This window comes from Pseudomonas sp. R32, from assembly GCF_009866705.1.
GTDB classification, from domain to species: Bacteria; Pseudomonadota; Gammaproteobacteria; order Pseudomonadales; family Pseudomonadaceae; genus Aquipseudomonas; species Aquipseudomonas donghuensis.
Map to the genome: position 1 here is coordinate 4,600,467 of NZ_CP019396.1, position 16,832 is coordinate 4,617,298.

Genomic DNA, 16,832 nt, shown 5'->3' on the forward strand with positions numbered 1-16,832 from the left:
CCAGACCCGGCCTTTGCTGAACACCAATCACCCTTATACCCCTGATAAATTTCATTAATCGGCCTGACGACGCAGGAATGCCGGGATGTCCAGGTAGTCCAGATCGTCTTGCGGATTAAGTTTTGCAGCAGCGGCAGCACCGGCGTGAGCCTGGTTGCGCATCACGGTCGGACGCTCCAGGTCACGGTAGTTCACCGAAGACTGCTCGTTGCGCACAGGCGCCGGTGCCGGGGTTTGCGCCGCAGCGGCCTGCATGGTGTTGTCGATAACCTTGACCGGCTTCTCGATTTTCGCACCCAGGCCAGTGGCAACCACGGTAACGTGCAGCTCGTCGCGCATGTCAGGATCGATAACGGTACCGACCTTGACCATGGCGTGATCGGAAGCGAAGGCTTCGATGATGCTACCGACGTCCGAGTATTCGCCCAGCGACAGGTCAGGACCTGCAGTGATGTTGACCAGGATGCCACGGGCGCCCTGCAGGTTGACGTCTTCGAGCAGCGGGTTGCGGATGGCTGCCTCGGTCGCTTCACGTGCACGGTTAGGACCGCTGGCGCAGCCGGTACCCATCATGGCCATGCCCATCTCGCTCATCACGGTACGCACGTCGGCGAAGTCGACGTTGATCATGCCCGGACGCTTGATGATGTCGGAGATACCGCGAACGGCACCGGCCAGTACGTCGTCAGCCTTGGCGAAAGCCGACAGCAGGCTGGCGTCCTTGCCGAGAATGGTCAGCAGCTTCTCGTTGGGGATAGTGATCAGCGAGTCGACACTGTCAGCCAGTGCACGGATGCCCTCGTCGGCAATCTGCATGCGCTTGCGGCCTTCGAACGGGAACGGACGCGTGACCACGGCAACCGTGAGGATGCCCAGCTCTTTCGCCACTTCGGCGATGATTGGCGCCGCACCGGTACCGGTACCGCCGCCCATGCCGGTGGTGATGAACACCATGTTGGTGCCTTGCAGCACTTCGGCGATACGCTCACGGTCTTCCAGCGCGGCCTGACGGCCGACTTCCGGATTGGCACCGGCACCCAGGCCTTTGGTGACGCCGGTACCCAGTTGCAAGATGGTACGCGCGCCGATGTTTTTCAGCGCTTGAGCATCGGTGTTGGCGCAGATGAACTCGACGCCTTCGATGTTGCTCTTGACCATGTGATTGACGGCGTTGCCGCCGCCGCCACCGACACCGATCACTTTGATGACCGGACTTTGCGGGACGTTGTCTACGAGCTCGAACATTTTCCCTCTCCTTACAGTTCTCTAGTTTTTTGCGCCTACTACTACTGCTTTGAAACTTTAAAAGTTGCCCTGGACCCAACGTTTGAAGCGTTCAAACGCTGGAGCCTTCGGTTCATCGCCATAGCCGTTGTTGCTGCTGCTGATACCGGTCAGGGTCAAGCCGTCGGACTGCTTCTGCAGGCCGTAGGTCAAAAGGCCCACACCGGTGGAATAGATCGGATTGCGCACCACATCGCTAAGGCCGCGAACACTGTGCGGCACGCCCAGGCGTACCGGCATGTGGAAGATTTCCTCGGCAAGTTCCACCGCGCCTTCCATTTTCGAGGTACCGCCGGTCAGGACGATGCCCGCCGGTACCAGGTCTTCGTAGCCGCTGCGACGCAGTTCGGCCTGAATCAGGGTGAAGAGCTCGTCGTAACGCGGCTCGACCACTTCGGCCAGGGCCTGGCGCGACAGTTCGCGCGGCGGACGGTCGCCGACGCTCGGCACCTTGATGGTTTCACCGGCACCGGCCAGCTTGGCCAGGGCGCAGGCGTAACGGATCTTGATCTCTTCGGCGTACTGGGTCGGCGTACGCAGGGCCATGGCGATGTCGTTGGTCACCTGGTCGCCGGCAATCGGGATCACCGCGGTATGACGGATCGCGCCTTCGGTGAAGATGGCGATGTCGGTGGTGCCGCCGCCGATGTCGACCAGGCATACGCCCAGTTCTTTCTCGTCATCGGTCAGGACCGAGTAGGCCGAAGCCAGTTGCTCAAGGATGATGTCGTCGATTTCCAGGCCGCAGCGACGCACGCACTTCTCGATGTTCTGCGCGGCATTGACGGCGCAGGTGACCACGTGGACCTTGGCTTCCAGACGCACGCCGGACATGCCCAGCGGCTCGCGCACGCCTTCCTGGTTGTCGATCACGTAGTCCTGCGGCAGGGTGTGCAGGACCCGCTGATCGGCCGGGATGGCCACGGCCTGGGCGGCGTCGAGCACGCGCTCCAGGTCCGCCGCGCTGACTTCGCGATCACGGATGGCGACGATGCCGTGGGAGTTCAGGCTGCGGATGTGATTGCCGGCAACACCGACGAACGCCGAGTGAATCCGGCAGCCCGCCATCAGCTGGGCCTCTTCGACCGCGCGCTGGATCGACTGCACGGTGGACTCGATATTGACCACCACGCCCTTCTTCAGCCCGCGCGATGGGTGAGTGCCGATACCGACGATTTCCAGGGTGCCGTCGGCGGCGACTTCGCCCACCAGGGCCACAACCTTGGAGGTGCCGATATCCAGCCCGACGATCATTTTGCCGCTATGCGCATTTGCCATGGGTCCTGCCTCTCTCTAATTCTTCGCAACGGCGGGTTGGGCCGTCGTCGGTGCAATCGGTTCCCGCCAGCCAACGGCCAGGCCATTGGCATAACGCAGATCGATGCGGGCGATGTTCGTGATCTGTTCTTTGAGTGTCTTGTCGTAAATGGCAATGAAACGGCGCATCTTTTCCACCAGATGATCGCGTCCCAGCAGCAGTTCGATACCTGGCCCGGCGCTACCGGCACCGGTGGTCAGGAACCAGCTGCCGCGCTCGCGCAACTCCAGCCGGGCAATCGAAAAGCCCATCGGCCGCAACATCTGGCTCAGTACCTGATATTGCTGCATTACTTTTTGCTGCGCCCGCTGCGGCCCGAACAGCTGCGGCAGGTGCTCATAGTTGGCAAGTTCGCGCGGGGTGAAGGCCTGGCCCTGGTTATTGAGCAAGGCTTCGTCGCCCCAGCGCGCCACTGGCAACTGTTCTTCCAGGCGGATCACCACTTCATCCGGCCACACCCGGCGCACTTCGGCGTGGGCGATCCAGGGCATCTGCTCCAGCTGCGCACGCATGCTCGCCAGGTCGACGGTGAAGAAGCTTGCCGCCACGTACGGGGCGATCCGTTGCTGCACCGCCTGCTGGCTGATGTAGCTCAGATCACCCTGTACGGCGATCTTGGTAATCGGCCGGTCGGCGTACGGCATCAGGCGCTGGGCACCCTCGTAGGCAGCAAACCCTGCGGCGACCAGCAACACCGGCCAGAGCAGACGCTTGAACACGCTAAAGTTGGCCTTGGGCAGGCGCGCCGACAGCGGCTCTTTGGCCACCATCCGGCTGGCACCACGCGGCACCGGCTTGTTACGGCCGGGGGCGGGTTGCTGATGACGTAACATCGCGCCTTGCATGGGCTTAACCTCGCGCCTCTACGCTGGCCGCCAGGATCGCCAGCACCAACTGCTGGAAGTCCAGGCCGGCCGCGCGTGCCGCCATCGGGACCAGGCTGTGATCAGTCATGCCTGGTGCGGTGTTGACCTCGAGCAGCCAGAAACGCCCCTGCTCGTCCTGCATCACGTCCAGGCGGCCCCAGCCGGCGATGCCGATGGCGTCGCAGGCACGTGCAGTCAGGTCGATCAGCTCTTGTTCCTTGGCTGCGTCCAGGCCGCACGGGATGCGGTACTGGGTATCGTTGGCGATGTACTTGGCGTCGTAGTCGTAGAACGTGTGCGGGGTGCCCAGGGCGATTGGCGGCAGAACCTGGCCACGCAGCACAGCCACAGTGAACTCCGGACCCTTGATCCATTGTTCAACCAACACTTGCGAGTCGTAGGTGGCAGCGTCCTTCCAGGCAACGATCAATTCTTCGACGCTGCTCACTTTCGCCATACCGATACTGGAACCTTCATGGGCCGGTTTGACGATCAAAGGGAAGCCCAGTTCCGCACCTGCAGAAATACAGTCAACTTCGCTGGAGAGCACGGCGTGACGCGGGGTCGGAATACCCAGGCTGTGCCAGACCTGTTTGGTCCGCAGCTTGTCCATGGCCAGCGCCGAAGCGAGGATGCCGCTGCCGGTATAAGGAATGCCCAGGCACTCCAGCAGGCCCTGCATGCTGCCGTCTTCACCGCCACGGCCGTGGAGGATGATGAAAGCGCGGTCGATCTTCTCGCGCTGCAGGCGATCGAGCAGGTCGTCGCCGACGTCGATGGCGACCACGTCGACCCCAGCGCCGCTCAGCGCCTCGATAACCGCGGCGCCGGACTTCAGCGAAACCTCGCGCTCGGCGCTCTTGCCGCCGTAAAGCACGGCTACGCGGCCGAAGGCTTTCGGATCAATGGTCGAGTGCAATGTAGCGTATGCGTTAACAGTCATTTCGACTTCCCCTGACTGGCAACAGCACCAGCGAACAACGGACTCTTGAGTAATTGCGGGGCCAGGCCACCGATGTCACCGGCACCCTGGCACAGCAGGATGTCGCCAGCGCGCAACAGCGGCTTGACCAGCGGCGCCAGCTCGATGCCGCGCTCGATGTAGATCGGGTCGAGTTGGCCGCGCTGGCGGATGCTGTGGCACAGCTGACGGCTGTCGGCGCCTGGGATCGGTTCTTCGCCGGCCGGGTAGACTTCCATCAGCAGCAGCACGTTGGCGTCGGCCAGGACCTGGACGAAATCGTCGTAAAGGTCGCGGGTGCGGCTGTAACGGTGCGGCTGGTACACCATCACCAGGCGCCGCTCAGGCCAGCCACCGCGCACGGCCTTGATCACCGCCGCGACTTCGGTCGGGTGGTGGCCGTAGTCGTCGACCAGCATCACGCTGCCGCCGTCTACCGGCAGCTCGCCATAGACCTGGAAGCGCCGCCCTACCCCCTGGAACCCCGAGAGGCCCTGGACGATGGCTTCATCGCTGATGCCCTCGTCGGTGGCAATGGCGATGGTCGCCAGGGCGTTGAGCACGTTGTGGTTGCCCGGCATGTTGACCGACACGTCCAGCGGCTCGCGATCGCGGCGCAGCACGGTGAAGTGGGTCTGCATGCCCGACTGGCGGACATTGATCGCGCGCACGTCGGCTTCTTCGCTGAAACCGTAGGTCACCGTCGGACGCTTGACCTGCGGAAGGATCTCGCGCACCACCGGGTCGTCCAGGCACATCACCGCCAGGCCATAGAACGGCAGGTTGTGCAGGAACTCGACGAAGGTTTTCTTCAGCTTGTTGAAGTCGCCTTCGTAGGTCGCCATGTGGTCGGCGTCGATGTTGGTGACCACGGCCACCAGCGGTTGCAGGTGCAGGAAGCTGGCGTCACTTTCATCGGCTTCGGCGATCAGGTAGCGGCTGGTGCCGAGCTGGGCATTGGTGCCGGCGGCATTGAGGCGGCCACCGATGACGAAGGTCGGGTCCAGGCCACCGGCGGCGAATACCGAGGCCAGCAGGCTGGTGGTGGTGGTCTTGCCATGGGTACCGGCCACGGCGATGCCGTGGCGATAGCGCATCAGCTCGGCGAGCATCTCGGCCCGCGGCACCACCGGAATGCGTCGCTCAAGCGCCGTGGCCACTTCCGGGTTGGCAGTATTGATGGCGCTCGACACCACCAGCACATCGGCGCTGGCGGCGTTCTCGGCACGGTGACCGATAAAGATCTGCGCACCGAAGGATTCCAGGCGCTCGGTGACCGGCGAGGTCTTGAGGTCGGAGCCCGACACCTGGTAACCCAGGTTCAGCAGCACTTCGGCAATACCGCACATGCCCACGCCGCCGATACCGACGAAGTGGATGCGGCGGATACGGCGCATTTCCGGTTGCGGGATGGCTTTCTGACTTTCAACCATGGGCCACCTCCAGGCAGATATCGACCACGGTGCGGGTGGCAGCGGGCTTGGCCAGGCGCCGGGCAGTGGCGGCCATGGTGATGAGTTTTTCCGGTTGCATCAGCACCTCGTTCAGGCGTTCAGCGAGTTGCGCTGCGCCAGTTGTCGCTTGTGGCATCAGGAAGGCAGCGCCTTCACGGGCCAGATAATGGGCGTTGTGGGTCTGGTGGTCGTCGATGGCATGGGGCAAGGGCACCAGCATCGAAGGCAAGCCGGCCGCAGCCAGCTCGCTGACAGTCAGCGCACCCGCGCGGCAGACCACCAGATCAGCCCAGCCATAGGCGTGGGCCATGTCCTTGATGAACGGTTCTACCTGAGCCTCGACACCGGCCTCGCGGTAACGCTCGGCGGTAATCTGGTCATGCTGCTTGCCAGCCTGATGGAATACCTCGGGACGAATCTCCTGAGGCACCAAGGCCAAAGCCTGGGGCAGCAATTTGTTCAGCGGTTCGGCGCCCAGGCTTCCGCCGAGCACCAGCAAACGAGGCTTGCGCACGCCCAGGGGCTCGCGCAGGGTTTCCATGAACAGTTCGCTGCGCACCGGGTTACCGGTGGTGCGCAGTTTGTCCGACGCCGCGAAGGTGTCGGGGAAAGCTTCGCAGACTCGGCCAGCCAAAGGCACCAGTAGCCGATTGGCGGTACCGGCACGGGCGTTCTGCTCGTGAATCACCACCGGCACGCCGCACAGCCGGGCCGCAACGCCGCCCGGGCCGGTCACGTAACCGCCAAAGCCGACCACACACACCGGCTTGAGCTGACGGATGATCCGCCGCGCCTGCAGCACCGCCTTGACCAGGGTGAACGGCGCCTTGAGCAGCGACAGCTTGCCCTTGCCACGCAGGCCGGTGACCTGGATCAGGTGCAATTGCAGCCCGGCCTGGGGCACCAGCTCGTTTTCGATACCGCGCGGGGTGCCCAGCCAGTGCACGCTGTAACCGCGCGCCTGGAATTCACGGGCACAGGCCAGCGCCGGGAACACGTGGCCCCCGGTGCCGCCTGCCATGATCAGTACGCTCTTGCCGTTAGCGGCCATGATTCGGCTCCTCGGCAAAATCGCTTTCATTGAATTCGTGTTCTTCACTGCCCAGGTGCGTGCGGCTCTCCCACTCGATGCGCAGCAGCAAACCGACGCAGGCACAGCAGATCACCAGGGAGCTACCGCCGTAACTGAGGAACGGCAGGGTCAGGCCCTTGGTCGGCAGCAGGCCGACGTTCACGCCGATATTGATCAAAAACTGACCAATCCACAGGAACGCCAGGCCGAAGGCCATGTAGGCGGCAAAGAACTGTTTGGCTTTTTCTGCCCACAGGCCGATGTACAGCGCGCGCACGGTGACGAACACGAACAGCGCCACAGTGATCAGCGAGCCGACCACGCCCAGCTCTTCGGCCAGTACCGAGAAAACGAAGTCGGTGTGCGCTTCGGGCAGGTAGAACTGCTTCTGCACGCTGTTGCCCAGGCCAACGCCGAGCCACTCACCACGACCGAAGGCGATCAACGCCTGGGTCAACTGGTAGCCGGAGCCGAACTGATCCGACCAGGGGTCGGTAAAGGTGATCAGGCGCGCCATCCGGTAGGGCTGGGCCTGGACCAGGATGAACACCGCCGCCACCGCCAGTACCACCATCAGGCTGAAACGGAACAGGCCGACGCCGCCGAGGAACAGCATCGCCGCCGCCGCGCCCATCATCACCACCGTGGCACCGAAGTCCGGCTCCATCAGCAGCAGGCCGGCCATGGGCAGCAACACGATGAACGGCTTGAAGAAGCCCATCCAGCTTTCGCGCACTTCCTGCTGACGACGCACCAGGTAGCCGGCGAGATAAATGACCACGAAAACCTTGGCGATCTCCGAGGGCTGGACGTTGAAGAAGCTGAAGCCGATCCAGCGCATCGAACCGTTCACTTCACGGCCAATGCCCGGCACCAGTACCAGCACCAGCAACGCGAAGGCGCCAACCAGCATGGTGAAACCCATCTTCTGCCAGGTGGCGATCGGCACCATCATGGTGACGATGCAGGCAAAGACGCCGATGGCCACGTACACCAGGTGGCGGAACATGTGGTACAGCGGGTTGCCCGACTGCGCGGCGGCCACTTCCGAAGACGCCGAGGTGATCATCACCAGGCCAAGGCCGAGCAGCGCCAGGCAACCGGCGAGCATGGCGAAATCAAGGTCGATGCCGCGACCGCTGATCAGCGGCGATGGGTAAGGCTTGATGATGCCGAAGATCATGCCAGCCCTCCTACGGCCTGGGCGAACAGGCGCCCACGCTCTTCGAAGTTCTTGAACATATCCAGGCTCGCGCACGCCGGCGACAGCAGCACGGCGTCGCCGGGCCGGGCCAGTTCGGCGCATTGCTGCACCGCTTCATCCAGGGTTTTCACCCGGATCAGCGGCACGCCGTCACCCAGCGCTTCGGCCAGACGCTCGGCGTCGCGCCCCAGCAGCACGACGGCGCGGCAATTGGCCGCGACCGGCGCAGTCAAAGCGCTGAAGTCGGCACCTTTGCCGTCGCCACCGGCGACCAGCACCAGCTTGCCGTCGATATCGGCGCCCAGGCCTTCGATGGCTGCCAGGGCGGCACCGACGTTGGTCGCCTTGGAATCGTCATACCAGTTCACGCCGTTGCGCTCGCGAATCCACTGGCAACGGTGCGCCAGGCCCGCAAAGCTGCGCAGGCTGGAGAGCATGGCATCCATCGGCAGGCCAACGGCATGGCCCAGGGCCAGGGCCGCCAGGGCATTGGACTGGTTGTGGGCACCGCGAATCTTCAGTTCGCGTACCGGCATCAGGTTGTGGAACTCGAAGGCCAGGTACTTCTCGCCGTTCTCTTCGCGCAGGCCAAAGGCCTTGAAGTCGGGAGTGTTCAGCCCGAAGGTCCATACCGGCTGGCCTTCAGCCAGCAGCGGACGGCTGAGGGCGTCCTGGCGGTTGACCACCACCTGCCGCGCGCCACGGAAAATCCGGTGCTTGGCCAGGTGATAGGCCGGCAGGCCGCTGTAGCGGTCCATGTGGTCTTCGCTGACGTTGAGCACGGTGGCCACTTCGGCATTGAGCTGGTCGGTGGTTTCCAGCTGGAAGCTCGACAGCTCCATCACGTACAGCTCGACATCATCGCTGAGCAAGTCCAGCGCCGGGGTACCGAGGTTGCCGCCGACCGCCACACGCTTGCCAGCCGCGGCGGCCATTTCGCCGACCAGGGTGGTGACGGTGCTTTTCGCGTTGGAGCCGCTGATGGCAATGATCGGTGCCTTGGCGTTGCGGGCGAACAGTTCGATGTCGCCCGACAGCTTCACGCCACGGGCAGCGGCCTGCTGCAGCGCCGGCGTGGCCAGGGCCAGGCCGGGGCTGACATACAGTTCGTCGGCACGGCAAAGAAACTCTACGTCCAGCTCGCCACAACGCACTTCCACCTGCGGGAAATCGCGGCGCAGGGTGTCCAGTTCCGGCGGGTTCTCACGGGTGTCGGCAACCGCAAAGGCAATGCCCCGGTTCGCCAGGAAGCGAACCAGGGACATGCCGCTCTTGCCGAGGCCGACAACGATGCGGAAGTGGTCAGAAGCGATCAAGGACACGCGTTTCTACCTCAGTTTCAGGGTGGCAAGGCCGATCAGCACCAGAATCACGGTGATAATCCAGAAGCGGACGATCACCCGAGGCTCGGGCCAACCCTTGAGTTCAAAGTGGTGATGGATCGGCGCCATGCGGAACACGCGCTTGCCGGTCAACTTGAAGGAGGCCACCTGGATCACCACCGACAGGGTCTCCATGACGAACACACCGCCCATGATGAACAGGACGATTTCCTGACGCACGATCACGGCGATGGTGCCCAGTGCCGCACCCAGTGCCAGCGCACCGACGTCGCCCATGAACACCTGGGCGGGGTAAGTGTTGAACCACAGAAAGCCCAGGCCGGCACCGATCAGCGCGCCGCAGAACACGATCAGCTCACCTGCGCCCGGCACGTAAGGGATCAGCAGGTATTCGGCGAATTTCACGTTACCCGACAGGTAGCAGAAGATACCCAGGGCGCCGCCAACCATGACCGTCGGCATGATCGCCAGGCCATCAAGGCCGTCGGTGAGGTTGACCGCGTTGCTCGAGCCGACGATGACGAAGTAGGTCAGCACCACGAAACCGATCCCCAGCGGGATGGTGACGTCCTTGAGCATCGGCACGATCAGGGTGGTTTCGACGCTGGTCGGGGCGGTCATGTACAGGAAGATCGCCGCGCCCAGGCCGAACACCGACTGCCAGAAATACTTCCAGCGGCTGGGCAGGCCGCGCGAGTTCTTCTCGATCACCTTGCGGTAGTCATCGACCCAGCCGATGGCGCCGAACAGCAAGGTGACGATCAGCACCACCCACACGTAGCGGTTGGTCAGGTCGGCCCACAGCAGAGTGCTGATGCCGATAGCCGAGAGAATCAGTGCGCCACCCATGGTCGGGGTGCCGGATTTGGACAGGTGCGATTGCGGGCCGTCGTTACGGACCGCTTGGCCGATCTGGCGAATCTGCAGGGTACGGATCATCCATGGGCCCAGCCAAAGGGCCAGCGACAACGCGGTCAGGACACCGAGAATCCCGCGCAGGGACAGGTACTGGAAGACCGCGAAGCCTTTATAGAACTGTTGCAGATACTCAGCCAGCAGCAGCAGCATTAATGTTTCTCCCCGCTGGAACCGCACAAAGCCGCCACGACGTTCTCCATCGCAGCGCTGCGCGAACCCTTGATCAAAATAGTGGTGTTGGTGGCCTGCTCCGCGGCGCGAACGGCGTCGATCAGGTCAGCTTGATTAGCGAAATGTCGGGCATTGGCGCCGAACGCTGCTACCGCGTGGGCCATGTTGGTGCCCACCGCATAGAGTGCCGAAACCTTGTCTTTGGCGTACTCGCCTACCTGCCGATGCCCTTCCTCAGCCCACTGGCCCAATTCGCCGATATCCCCGAGCACCAGGACGGTGCGGCCGGAAAAGCCGGCGAGTATATCAACGGCAGCGCACATGGAGGTGGGGTTTGCGTTGTAAGTGTCATCAATTACCCGCACACCGTTGGGCGCCATCTGCACCACAGTGCGGCCCTTGACCGGTTGCACGGCATTGAGGCCCTGAACGATGCCATCCAGCGTCAGACCAAAGGCATGCGCGGCAGCGGCGGCGGCCAGTGCATTGGCAACGTTGTGGGTACCGAGCAGGTTGAGCTGGACCCGCGCCACGCCCAGCGGGCTGTGCAGGTCGAACGACGGGCAACCGCGCGGGTCGTGAGCAATGCTGCTGGCGTGGAAGTCGGCATTTGCGTTGTTCAGGGCGAAGGTCAGCAATGGGCGATTGCCGGCGCGTTTTTTCCAGATGCCGAAGGCCTTGTCATCAAGGTTCAATACGGCCACGCCATCCTGACCCAGACCTTCGAGGATCTCGCCCTTGGCTTCGACAATCTTCTCTGGCCCGCCGAACTCGCCGACATGAGCGGTACCGGCGTTGTTGATCAGTGCCACTTGCGGCTTGGTCAGACCGACGGTGTAGGCAATTTCGCCGATGCGCGAGGCGCCCAGCTCGATGACCGCCGCAGTATGTTCCGGGGTCAGTTCGAGCAGGGTCAGCGGGGCACCGAAGTCGTTATTGAGGTTGCCACGGGTGGCCAATACCGGGCCACGGGTACGCAGGATGCTGGCGAGCATTTCCTTGACCGTGGTCTTGCCACTGGAACCGGTAATGGCGGCGACCGGCTTGTCGAATGCGGCGCGGTTCAGCGCGCCCAACTGGCCCAGGGCCAGACGGGTATCGGCCACAACCAGCTGCGGCAGGTTGCTACCCGGCACTTCGCGCTGCACCAGGGCGGCGACCGCGCCTTTGGCGGCAACGTCGTTCAAGTAATCGTGGCCGTCGAAGCGCGGCCCGGCCAGGGCGACAAACAGCTGCCCGGCCGTGATTGCGCGGCTGTCGATGCTGACGCCATTGAAGGTTGCGTCCTGGCCGTGCAGGCGGCCATTGAGCGGCGCGGTCAGCTGGCTGAGGGACAATGGCTTAAGCATGGGGCGCCTCCCACACGGCGAGGGCTTTTTCGGCTTCGACCAGGTCGGAGAAGTCGTGGCGCTCGCCGTTGATTTCCTGATAGTCCTCATGCCCCTTGCCAGCCAGGACGATGACATCGTCAACGCCGGCGCTGGCGATAAACTGTGCGATGGCCGCGCCGCGACCGGCAACGAACTCGACGCTATCGGCCTGGGCAAAGCCAGGGCGGATATCGGCGAAGATCTGCTGCGGGTCTTCGCTGCGCGGGTTGTCGTCGGTGACCAGCACGCGGTCAGCCAGGCGCTCGGCCACTTCCGCCATCAGCGCACGCTTACCGCGATCGCGGTCGCCACCGCAGCCGAACAGGCACAGCAACTGGCCTTTGGCATGCGGACGCAGCGCTTGCAGCACCTGCTCCAGGGCGTCGGGAGTATGCGCGTAATCGACCACCACCAGCGGCTTGAGGCCGCCACCCAGGCGCTGCATGCGCCCGACCGGGCCTTCCAGCGTCGGGGTGACCTTGAGAATTTCGTCCAGCGGGTAATCCAGGGCCAGCAAGGTGCCGACCGCCGCCAGCATGTTGCTCAGGTTGAAGCGCCCGAGCAGGCGGCTGCGCAGGGAGTGCTCGCCCTGCGCGGTAACGATCACGGCGCGCACGCCATCGTCGTCAAAATGCGCTTCGCGGCAGTACAACGAAGCGGCTGGATCCTTGAGGCTGTAACTGATCAGGCGCGACTCGCCCTGCTCGGCCGCCAGACGACGACCAAACTCGTCATCGAGGTTGACCACCCGGCAACGCAGGTTCGGCCAGGCAAACAGGCGCGCCTTGGCGTCTTCATAAGACTGCATGCTGCCGTGGTAATCGAGGTGATCACGCGACAGGTTGGTCATCACCGCAATGTCGAATGCCAGGGCCGCGACCCGGCCCTGGTCCAGGGCATGGGAAGAGACTTCCATGGCCACGGCCTTGGCCCCGGCCTTCTTCAGGTCGTTGAGGGTCGCCTGCACGGCGATCGGGTCCGGAGTGGTCAGGCGGCCGCTTTGCAGCGCGCCATAAAAACCGGTACCCAGGGTGCCGATCAGGCCGCAGTGCTGACCGAGCTGGTCCAGCGCCTGGGCCACCAGCTGGGTAACGCTGGTCTTGCCGTTGGTGCCGGTGACGCCCACCAGGTCGAGCAGACGGCTCGGCTCACCATAGAAACGCCCGGCGATGTCCGACAGTTGCGCCGCCAGGCCCTTGACCGGAATCAGCGGCACGTCGGTGATCGGCAACACGCTGGCGCCTTCGGCTTCGTAGGCGACCGCTGCCGCACCGCGGCTGAGTGCGTCGGCTATGTGCTCACGACCATCCATGCGCGTACCCGGTACCGCCAGGAACAGGTCGCCCGGGCGCACGTTACGGCTGTCCAGGGTCAGCTCGCGGATCGACGGATCGCGACTGGCCTGGGTAAAAAGCTTGCTCAATGGCATTGTCATCAACCGCGTCCTCCCTTGACTGGTGCAACGTTGACTTGCTGCGGTGGTGTTGCTGGCGGCAGGTTGTCCGGCGGAATATTCATCAGGCGCAAGGTGCCGGACATGACTTTGCTGAACACCGGCGCCGATACCAGGCCGCCGAAGTAACCGCCCTTGCTCGGTTCGTCGATGACCACCACCACCGCATAGCGCGGGTCGCTCATCGGCCCGAAGCCGGCGAACAGCGAGCGGTAGGCATTTTCGGTGTAGCCCTTGGAGCCGATGGTGGCCTTACGCGCGGTACCCGATTTGCCGCCAACGTGGTACGACGGCACCTGGGCGCGGAACACGCCGCGCGGCGCTTCAATCACCTGCTGGAGCATGCCCTGCACGGTCTCGGCAACATCCTTGGGCACCACCTGGGTAGACTCCGGCGTCTTGTCGACCTTGAGGATGCTCAGCGGCACCATCTTGCCGTCGTTGGCCAGCGCGGCGTAGGCATGCACCAGTTGCAGCGCGGTCACCGACAGGCCGTAGCCGTAGGACAGGGTCGCGGTCTCGGCCTTGCGCCACTCGCGGTGGTTGGGCAGGTTGCCGACGCGCTCGCCAGGGAAGCCAAGGCCGGTGTACTGGCCAAGGCCCAGCTGGGACATGACGCGGTAGATGGATTCGCCACCGATATCGAAGGCGATCTTGCTCATGCCGACGTTACTGGAGTTGATCAGGATGCCGGTCAGGTCGAGGATCGGGCCTTCGCTCTTGGATACGTCACGAATGGTGTAACGGCCCAGCTGCAGGGTGCCCGGGTACACCTCGACCTTGTCGGTGGGCTTCCAGCGTCCGCTCTGCAGGGCGGCACTCATGGACAACGGTTTTACCGTCGAGCCTGGCTCGAACACGTCGATGATCGCCCGGTTGCGCATGGCCGCCGGGAACATGCTGCGACGGTTGTTGGGGTTGTAGGTCGGCTGGTTGACCATCGCCAGCACTTCGCCAGTCTTGACGTCCATGATCACCAGGCTGCCGGCCTTGGCTTCCTGTTCGGCGATGGCGTTACGCAGTTCGCGGGTGGCCAGGTATTGCAGGCGCAGGTCGATCGACAACGCCAAGGTCTTTCCGGCCTTGGCGTTTTTGGTTACCTGGATGTCCTTGATCAGCCGGCCGCGCCGGTCCTTGATCACCTGTCGCTTGCCGGGCACGCCGGCCAGCCATTCATCGTAGGCCAGCTCCACCCCTTCGCGACCGTGGTCGTCGAGGTCGGTAAAGCCGACCATGTGCGCGGCGACATCGCCGGCCGGGTAGAAACGGCGGAATTCCTCGATGCCGTAGACACCGGGGACTTTAAGATCGAGCACCACCTGGCCCTGCTCCGGGGTCAGGCCGCGGACCAGGTAGATGAATTCCTTGCTGGCCTGTTGCTCCAGGCGCGCTGCCAGTTGCTGCGGGTTCTGCTTGAGCGCGGCGGCCAGGGCCGGCCAGCGGTCCTTGGCAGCCTGCATCTCCTTGGGGTTGGCCCACAGGGTGGTCACCGGGGTACTGACTGCCAGCGGCTCGCCATTACGGTCGGTGATCAGCCCGCGGTGCGCAGGAATAGGAATATGCCGCAAGCTGCGGGCATCGCCCTGCCCCTTGAGGAAGTCACGGTCGACCACCTGCAGGTCGATGATGCGCCAGGCAATCGCACCGACCATCAGCGCCAGCAGGGCGATGACCACGCGAAACCGCCACGGGTAGAGTGCGCCTTCAAGCTTCATCATGGCGCCACCATCCGTACTTCGTCAGCCGCCGGGATGCGCATTTTCAGCTGCTCGCTGGCAAGGTTCTCGATACGGCTGTGGGCGGTCCAGGTGCTCTGCTCGAGAATCAGCCGGCCCCACTCGGCCTGGGCCTTGTCGCGCTCGTTGAGTTCGCCGTACAGGGAGTTGAGCAACTGACGGTTCCAGTGCGCGCTGTAGGACACCGCTACCGAAGAAACGAGCACGGCAACGAACAGCAGAAGCATCAGGAAGCTTCCGCCTGGCAAAGGCTTGGCGAACAAGCGGCTCACCGCAGCTTCTCGGCAACGCGCATGACGGCGCTACGCGAACGTGGGTTGGCCTTGAGCTCGGCCTCGGAGGCGAACTGGGCCTTGCCGTGGACCTTGATCTTCGGCTCGAAATGCTTGTGCTGGACCGGCAGGTTGCGCGGCAGGTTGTCGGCCTCGCCCTTGACCAGCTTGCGCATGAACAGCTTGACGATGCGGTCTTCCAGGGAATGGAAGCTGATCACCACCAGGCGCCCGCCGACCTCCAGCGCATCGAGCGCCGCTTCAAGGCCGGCTTCAAGATCGCCGAGTTCGTTGTTGACGTGAATGCGCAGGCCCTGGAAAGCACGGGTAGCCGGGTTCTTGCCCTTTTCCCAGGCCGGGTTGGCGACCTTGAGCACTTCAGCCAGGTCGGCGGTACGGGTGAACGGGGTTTCTTCGCGGCGCAGCACCACGGCACGGGCCATGCGCTTGGCAAAGCGCTCTTCGCCGTATTCCTTGAAGACCCGGGCGATTTCTTCTTCGGGGGCGCTGGCAATGAACTCGGCAGCGCTGACGCCGCGGGTCGGGTCCATGCGCATGTCCAGCGGGCCATCGTTGAGGAAACTGAAGCCGCGCTCAGGATCGTCCAGCTGTGGCGACGACACGCCCAGGTCGAGCAGGATGCCGCTGACCTTGCCGGCCAGGCCGCGTTCGGCGACTTCGGCGCCGAGTTCGGCAAAACTGCGCTGCACAATGACAAAGCGGCCGTCTTCGGCCGCCAGCGCTTGCCCGGTGGCAATCGCTTGAGGATCTTTGTCAAAACCCAGCAGCCGGCCCTGCGGCCCGAGCTTGCTGAGGATCAAGCGGCTATGCCCGCCGCGCCCGAAGGTGCCATCCAGATAGCAGCCATCGGCGCGTACGGCGAGAGCCTCGACGGCTTCGTCAAGCAGTACGGTGATGTGGTTAAAGCCGCTATCTATAGTCACAGGATCAAATCACGCAGTTCATCAGGCATGGCGCCCGGTTGTTGAATAGCTGCAAGGTCGGCTGCCGAAACCGCGTTCCAGGCATCCTCGTCCCACAGCTGAAATTTGTTCAGTTGCCCCACCAGCATTGCCTTCTTGTCGAGCTTGGCGTACTCGCGCAAACGCGGCGGCACCAGGAAACGCCCGCTGCCATCAAGCTCCAGATCCACCGCATTGCCGATCAGCAAGCGCTGCAGGCGACGGTTCTCTTCACGCAATGACGGCAAGGCGCGCAACTTGGCTTCAATCAGCTCCCACTCATCGAGGGGATACACGCATAAACAGGGATCAACCGCATCGATGGTCACGATCAACTGCCCGGAACTACGCGAATCGAGCTCGTCACGGTACCGGCTCGGCATTGCGAGTCGGCCCTTTGCGTCGAGGTTGATGGCGTTGGCTCCGCGGAACACGGCTGCGATTCCCC

At 63.6% G+C, this 16,832-nt stretch carries 15 protein-coding genes; all 15 read right to left on the reverse strand.

The window, feature by feature from the left end; genetic code table 11:
- Nucleotides 1-54: 54 nt before the first annotated feature.
- Genes ftsZ through mraZ form a run of 15 tightly spaced genes read right to left on the reverse strand, consistent with a single transcriptional unit; the run spans nucleotide 55 to nucleotide 16,818 of the window.
- Complete coding sequence (gene ftsZ, locus PspR32_RS21195; RefSeq protein ID WP_010220794.1) at nucleotides 55-1,245, reverse strand: cell division protein FtsZ; 1,191 nt, start codon at nucleotides 1,243-1,245, stop codon at nucleotides 55-57.
- 57 nt (nucleotides 1,246-1,302) lie between these two features.
- Entirely contained in the window at nucleotides 1,303-2,562 is a 1,260-nt protein-coding gene (gene ftsA / locus PspR32_RS21200) for a cell division protein FtsA (RefSeq protein WP_010220793.1), read from the reverse strand.
- Between the two features lie 15 nt (nucleotides 2,563-2,577).
- The gene (locus tag PspR32_RS21205) at nucleotides 2,578-3,447 is read right to left on the reverse strand and encodes a cell division protein FtsQ/DivIB (RefSeq protein WP_010220792.1); all 870 of its coding nucleotides are present in this window, start codon (nucleotides 3,445-3,447) and stop codon (nucleotides 2,578-2,580) included.
- Between the two features lie 4 nt (nucleotides 3,448-3,451).
- Nucleotides 3,452-4,411 (reverse strand): D-alanine--D-alanine ligase, encoded by a 960-nt coding sequence (locus tag PspR32_RS21210; protein ID WP_159389125.1) that lies wholly within the window; start codon nucleotides 4,409-4,411, stop codon nucleotides 3,452-3,454.
- Nucleotides 4,408-5,862 carry a UDP-N-acetylmuramate--L-alanine ligase gene (murC, locus tag PspR32_RS21215; protein WP_010220790.1) on the reverse strand — a complete coding sequence of 485 codons (1,455 nt, stop codon included), beginning with the start codon at nucleotides 5,860-5,862 and terminating at the stop codon, nucleotides 4,408-4,410. Before murC ends, PspR32_RS21210 begins: the two co-directional genes overlap by 4 nt.
- Nucleotides 5,855-6,934, reverse strand: coding sequence for an undecaprenyldiphospho-muramoylpentapeptide beta-N-acetylglucosaminyltransferase (murG, locus tag PspR32_RS21220; RefSeq protein ID WP_159389126.1), 1,080 nt, complete (start codon nucleotides 6,932-6,934; stop codon nucleotides 5,855-5,857). The genes murC and murG overlap by 8 nt, the downstream gene beginning before the upstream one ends.
- Nucleotides 6,924-8,138 (reverse strand): putative lipid II flippase FtsW, encoded by a 1,215-nt coding sequence (gene ftsW / locus PspR32_RS21225; RefSeq protein ID WP_010220786.1) that lies wholly within the window; start codon nucleotides 8,136-8,138, stop codon nucleotides 6,924-6,926. The genes murG and ftsW overlap by 11 nt, the downstream gene beginning before the upstream one ends.
- Nucleotides 8,135-9,481 carry a UDP-N-acetylmuramoyl-L-alanine--D-glutamate ligase gene (gene murD, locus PspR32_RS21230; protein WP_010220784.1) on the reverse strand — a complete coding sequence of 449 codons (1,347 nt, stop codon included), beginning with the start codon at nucleotides 9,479-9,481 and terminating at the stop codon, nucleotides 8,135-8,137. The genes ftsW and murD overlap by 4 nt, the downstream gene beginning before the upstream one ends.
- A 6-nt stretch (nucleotides 9,482-9,487) precedes the next feature.
- Nucleotides 9,488-10,570 (reverse strand): phospho-N-acetylmuramoyl-pentapeptide-transferase, encoded by a 1,083-nt coding sequence (gene mraY, locus PspR32_RS21235; protein WP_036996790.1) that lies wholly within the window; start codon nucleotides 10,568-10,570, stop codon nucleotides 9,488-9,490.
- Nucleotides 10,570-11,940: a UDP-N-acetylmuramoyl-tripeptide--D-alanyl-D-alanine ligase gene (locus PspR32_RS21240; protein WP_036996793.1), complete on the reverse strand. Its 1,371-nt coding sequence runs from the start codon at nucleotides 11,938-11,940 to the stop codon at nucleotides 10,570-10,572. Before PspR32_RS21240 ends, mraY begins: the two co-directional genes overlap by 1 nt.
- Nucleotides 11,933-13,396, reverse strand: a complete 1,464-nt coding sequence (locus PspR32_RS21245; RefSeq protein ID WP_010220781.1) for a UDP-N-acetylmuramoyl-L-alanyl-D-glutamate--2,6-diaminopimelate ligase — start codon at nucleotides 13,394-13,396, stop codon at nucleotides 11,933-11,935. The genes PspR32_RS21240 and PspR32_RS21245 overlap by 8 nt, the downstream gene beginning before the upstream one ends.
- Entirely contained in the window at nucleotides 13,396-15,129 is a 1,734-nt protein-coding gene (locus tag PspR32_RS21250) for a peptidoglycan D,D-transpeptidase FtsI family protein (protein WP_162471121.1), read from the reverse strand. Before PspR32_RS21250 ends, PspR32_RS21245 begins: the two co-directional genes overlap by 1 nt.
- Nucleotides 15,129-15,422: a cell division protein FtsL gene (gene ftsL, locus PspR32_RS21255; RefSeq protein WP_036996796.1), complete on the reverse strand. Its 294-nt coding sequence runs from the start codon at nucleotides 15,420-15,422 to the stop codon at nucleotides 15,129-15,131. The genes PspR32_RS21250 and ftsL overlap by 1 nt, the downstream gene beginning before the upstream one ends.
- Nucleotides 15,419-16,366, reverse strand: coding sequence for a 16S rRNA (cytosine(1402)-N(4))-methyltransferase RsmH (rsmH, locus tag PspR32_RS21260; protein WP_010220777.1), 948 nt, complete (start codon nucleotides 16,364-16,366; stop codon nucleotides 15,419-15,421). Before rsmH ends, ftsL begins: the two co-directional genes overlap by 4 nt.
- On the reverse strand, nucleotides 16,363-16,818 hold the full coding sequence (mraZ, locus tag PspR32_RS21265; RefSeq protein ID WP_010220775.1) for a division/cell wall cluster transcriptional repressor MraZ: 456 nt from the start codon (nucleotides 16,816-16,818) through the stop codon (nucleotides 16,363-16,365). Before mraZ ends, rsmH begins: the two co-directional genes overlap by 4 nt.
- Nucleotides 16,819-16,832: the final 14 nt, after the last annotated feature.

Excerpts from the sequence above, each read along its gene's own strand:
- ftsZ (WP_010220794.1), bottom strand. The coding sequence starts at position 1,245 with ATGTTCGAGCTCGTAGACAACGTCCCGCAAAGTCCGGTCATCAAAGTG.
- ftsA (WP_010220793.1), bottom strand. The coding sequence starts at position 2,562 with ATGGCAAATGCGCATAGCGGCAAAATGATCGTCGGGCTGGATATCGGC.
- PspR32_RS21205 (WP_010220792.1), bottom strand. The coding sequence starts at position 3,447 with ATGCAAGGCGCGATGTTACGTCATCAGCAACCCGCCCCCGGCCGTAAC.
- PspR32_RS21210 (WP_159389125.1), bottom strand. The coding sequence starts at position 4,411 with ATGACTGTTAACGCATACGCTACATTGCACTCGACCATTGATCCGAAA.
- murC (WP_010220790.1), bottom strand. The coding sequence starts at position 5,862 with ATGGTTGAAAGTCAGAAAGCCATCCCGCAACCGGAAATGCGCCGTATC.
- murG (WP_159389126.1), bottom strand. The coding sequence starts at position 6,934 with ATGGCCGCTAACGGCAAGAGCGTACTGATCATGGCAGGCGGCACCGGG.
- ftsW (WP_010220786.1), bottom strand. The coding sequence starts at position 8,138 with ATGATCTTCGGCATCATCAAGCCTTACCCATCGCCGCTGATCAGCGGT.
- mraY (WP_036996790.1), bottom strand. The coding sequence starts at position 10,570 with ATGCTGCTGCTGCTGGCTGAGTATCTGCAACAGTTCTATAAAGGCTTC.
- PspR32_RS21240 (WP_036996793.1), bottom strand. The coding sequence starts at position 11,940 with ATGCTTAAGCCATTGTCCCTCAGCCAGCTGACCGCGCCGCTCAATGGC.
- PspR32_RS21245 (WP_010220781.1), bottom strand. The coding sequence starts at position 13,396 with ATGACAATGCCATTGAGCAAGCTTTTTACCCAGGCCAGTCGCGATCCG.
- PspR32_RS21250 (WP_162471121.1), bottom strand. The coding sequence starts at position 15,129 with ATGAAGCTTGAAGGCGCACTCTACCCGTGGCGGTTTCGCGTGGTCATC.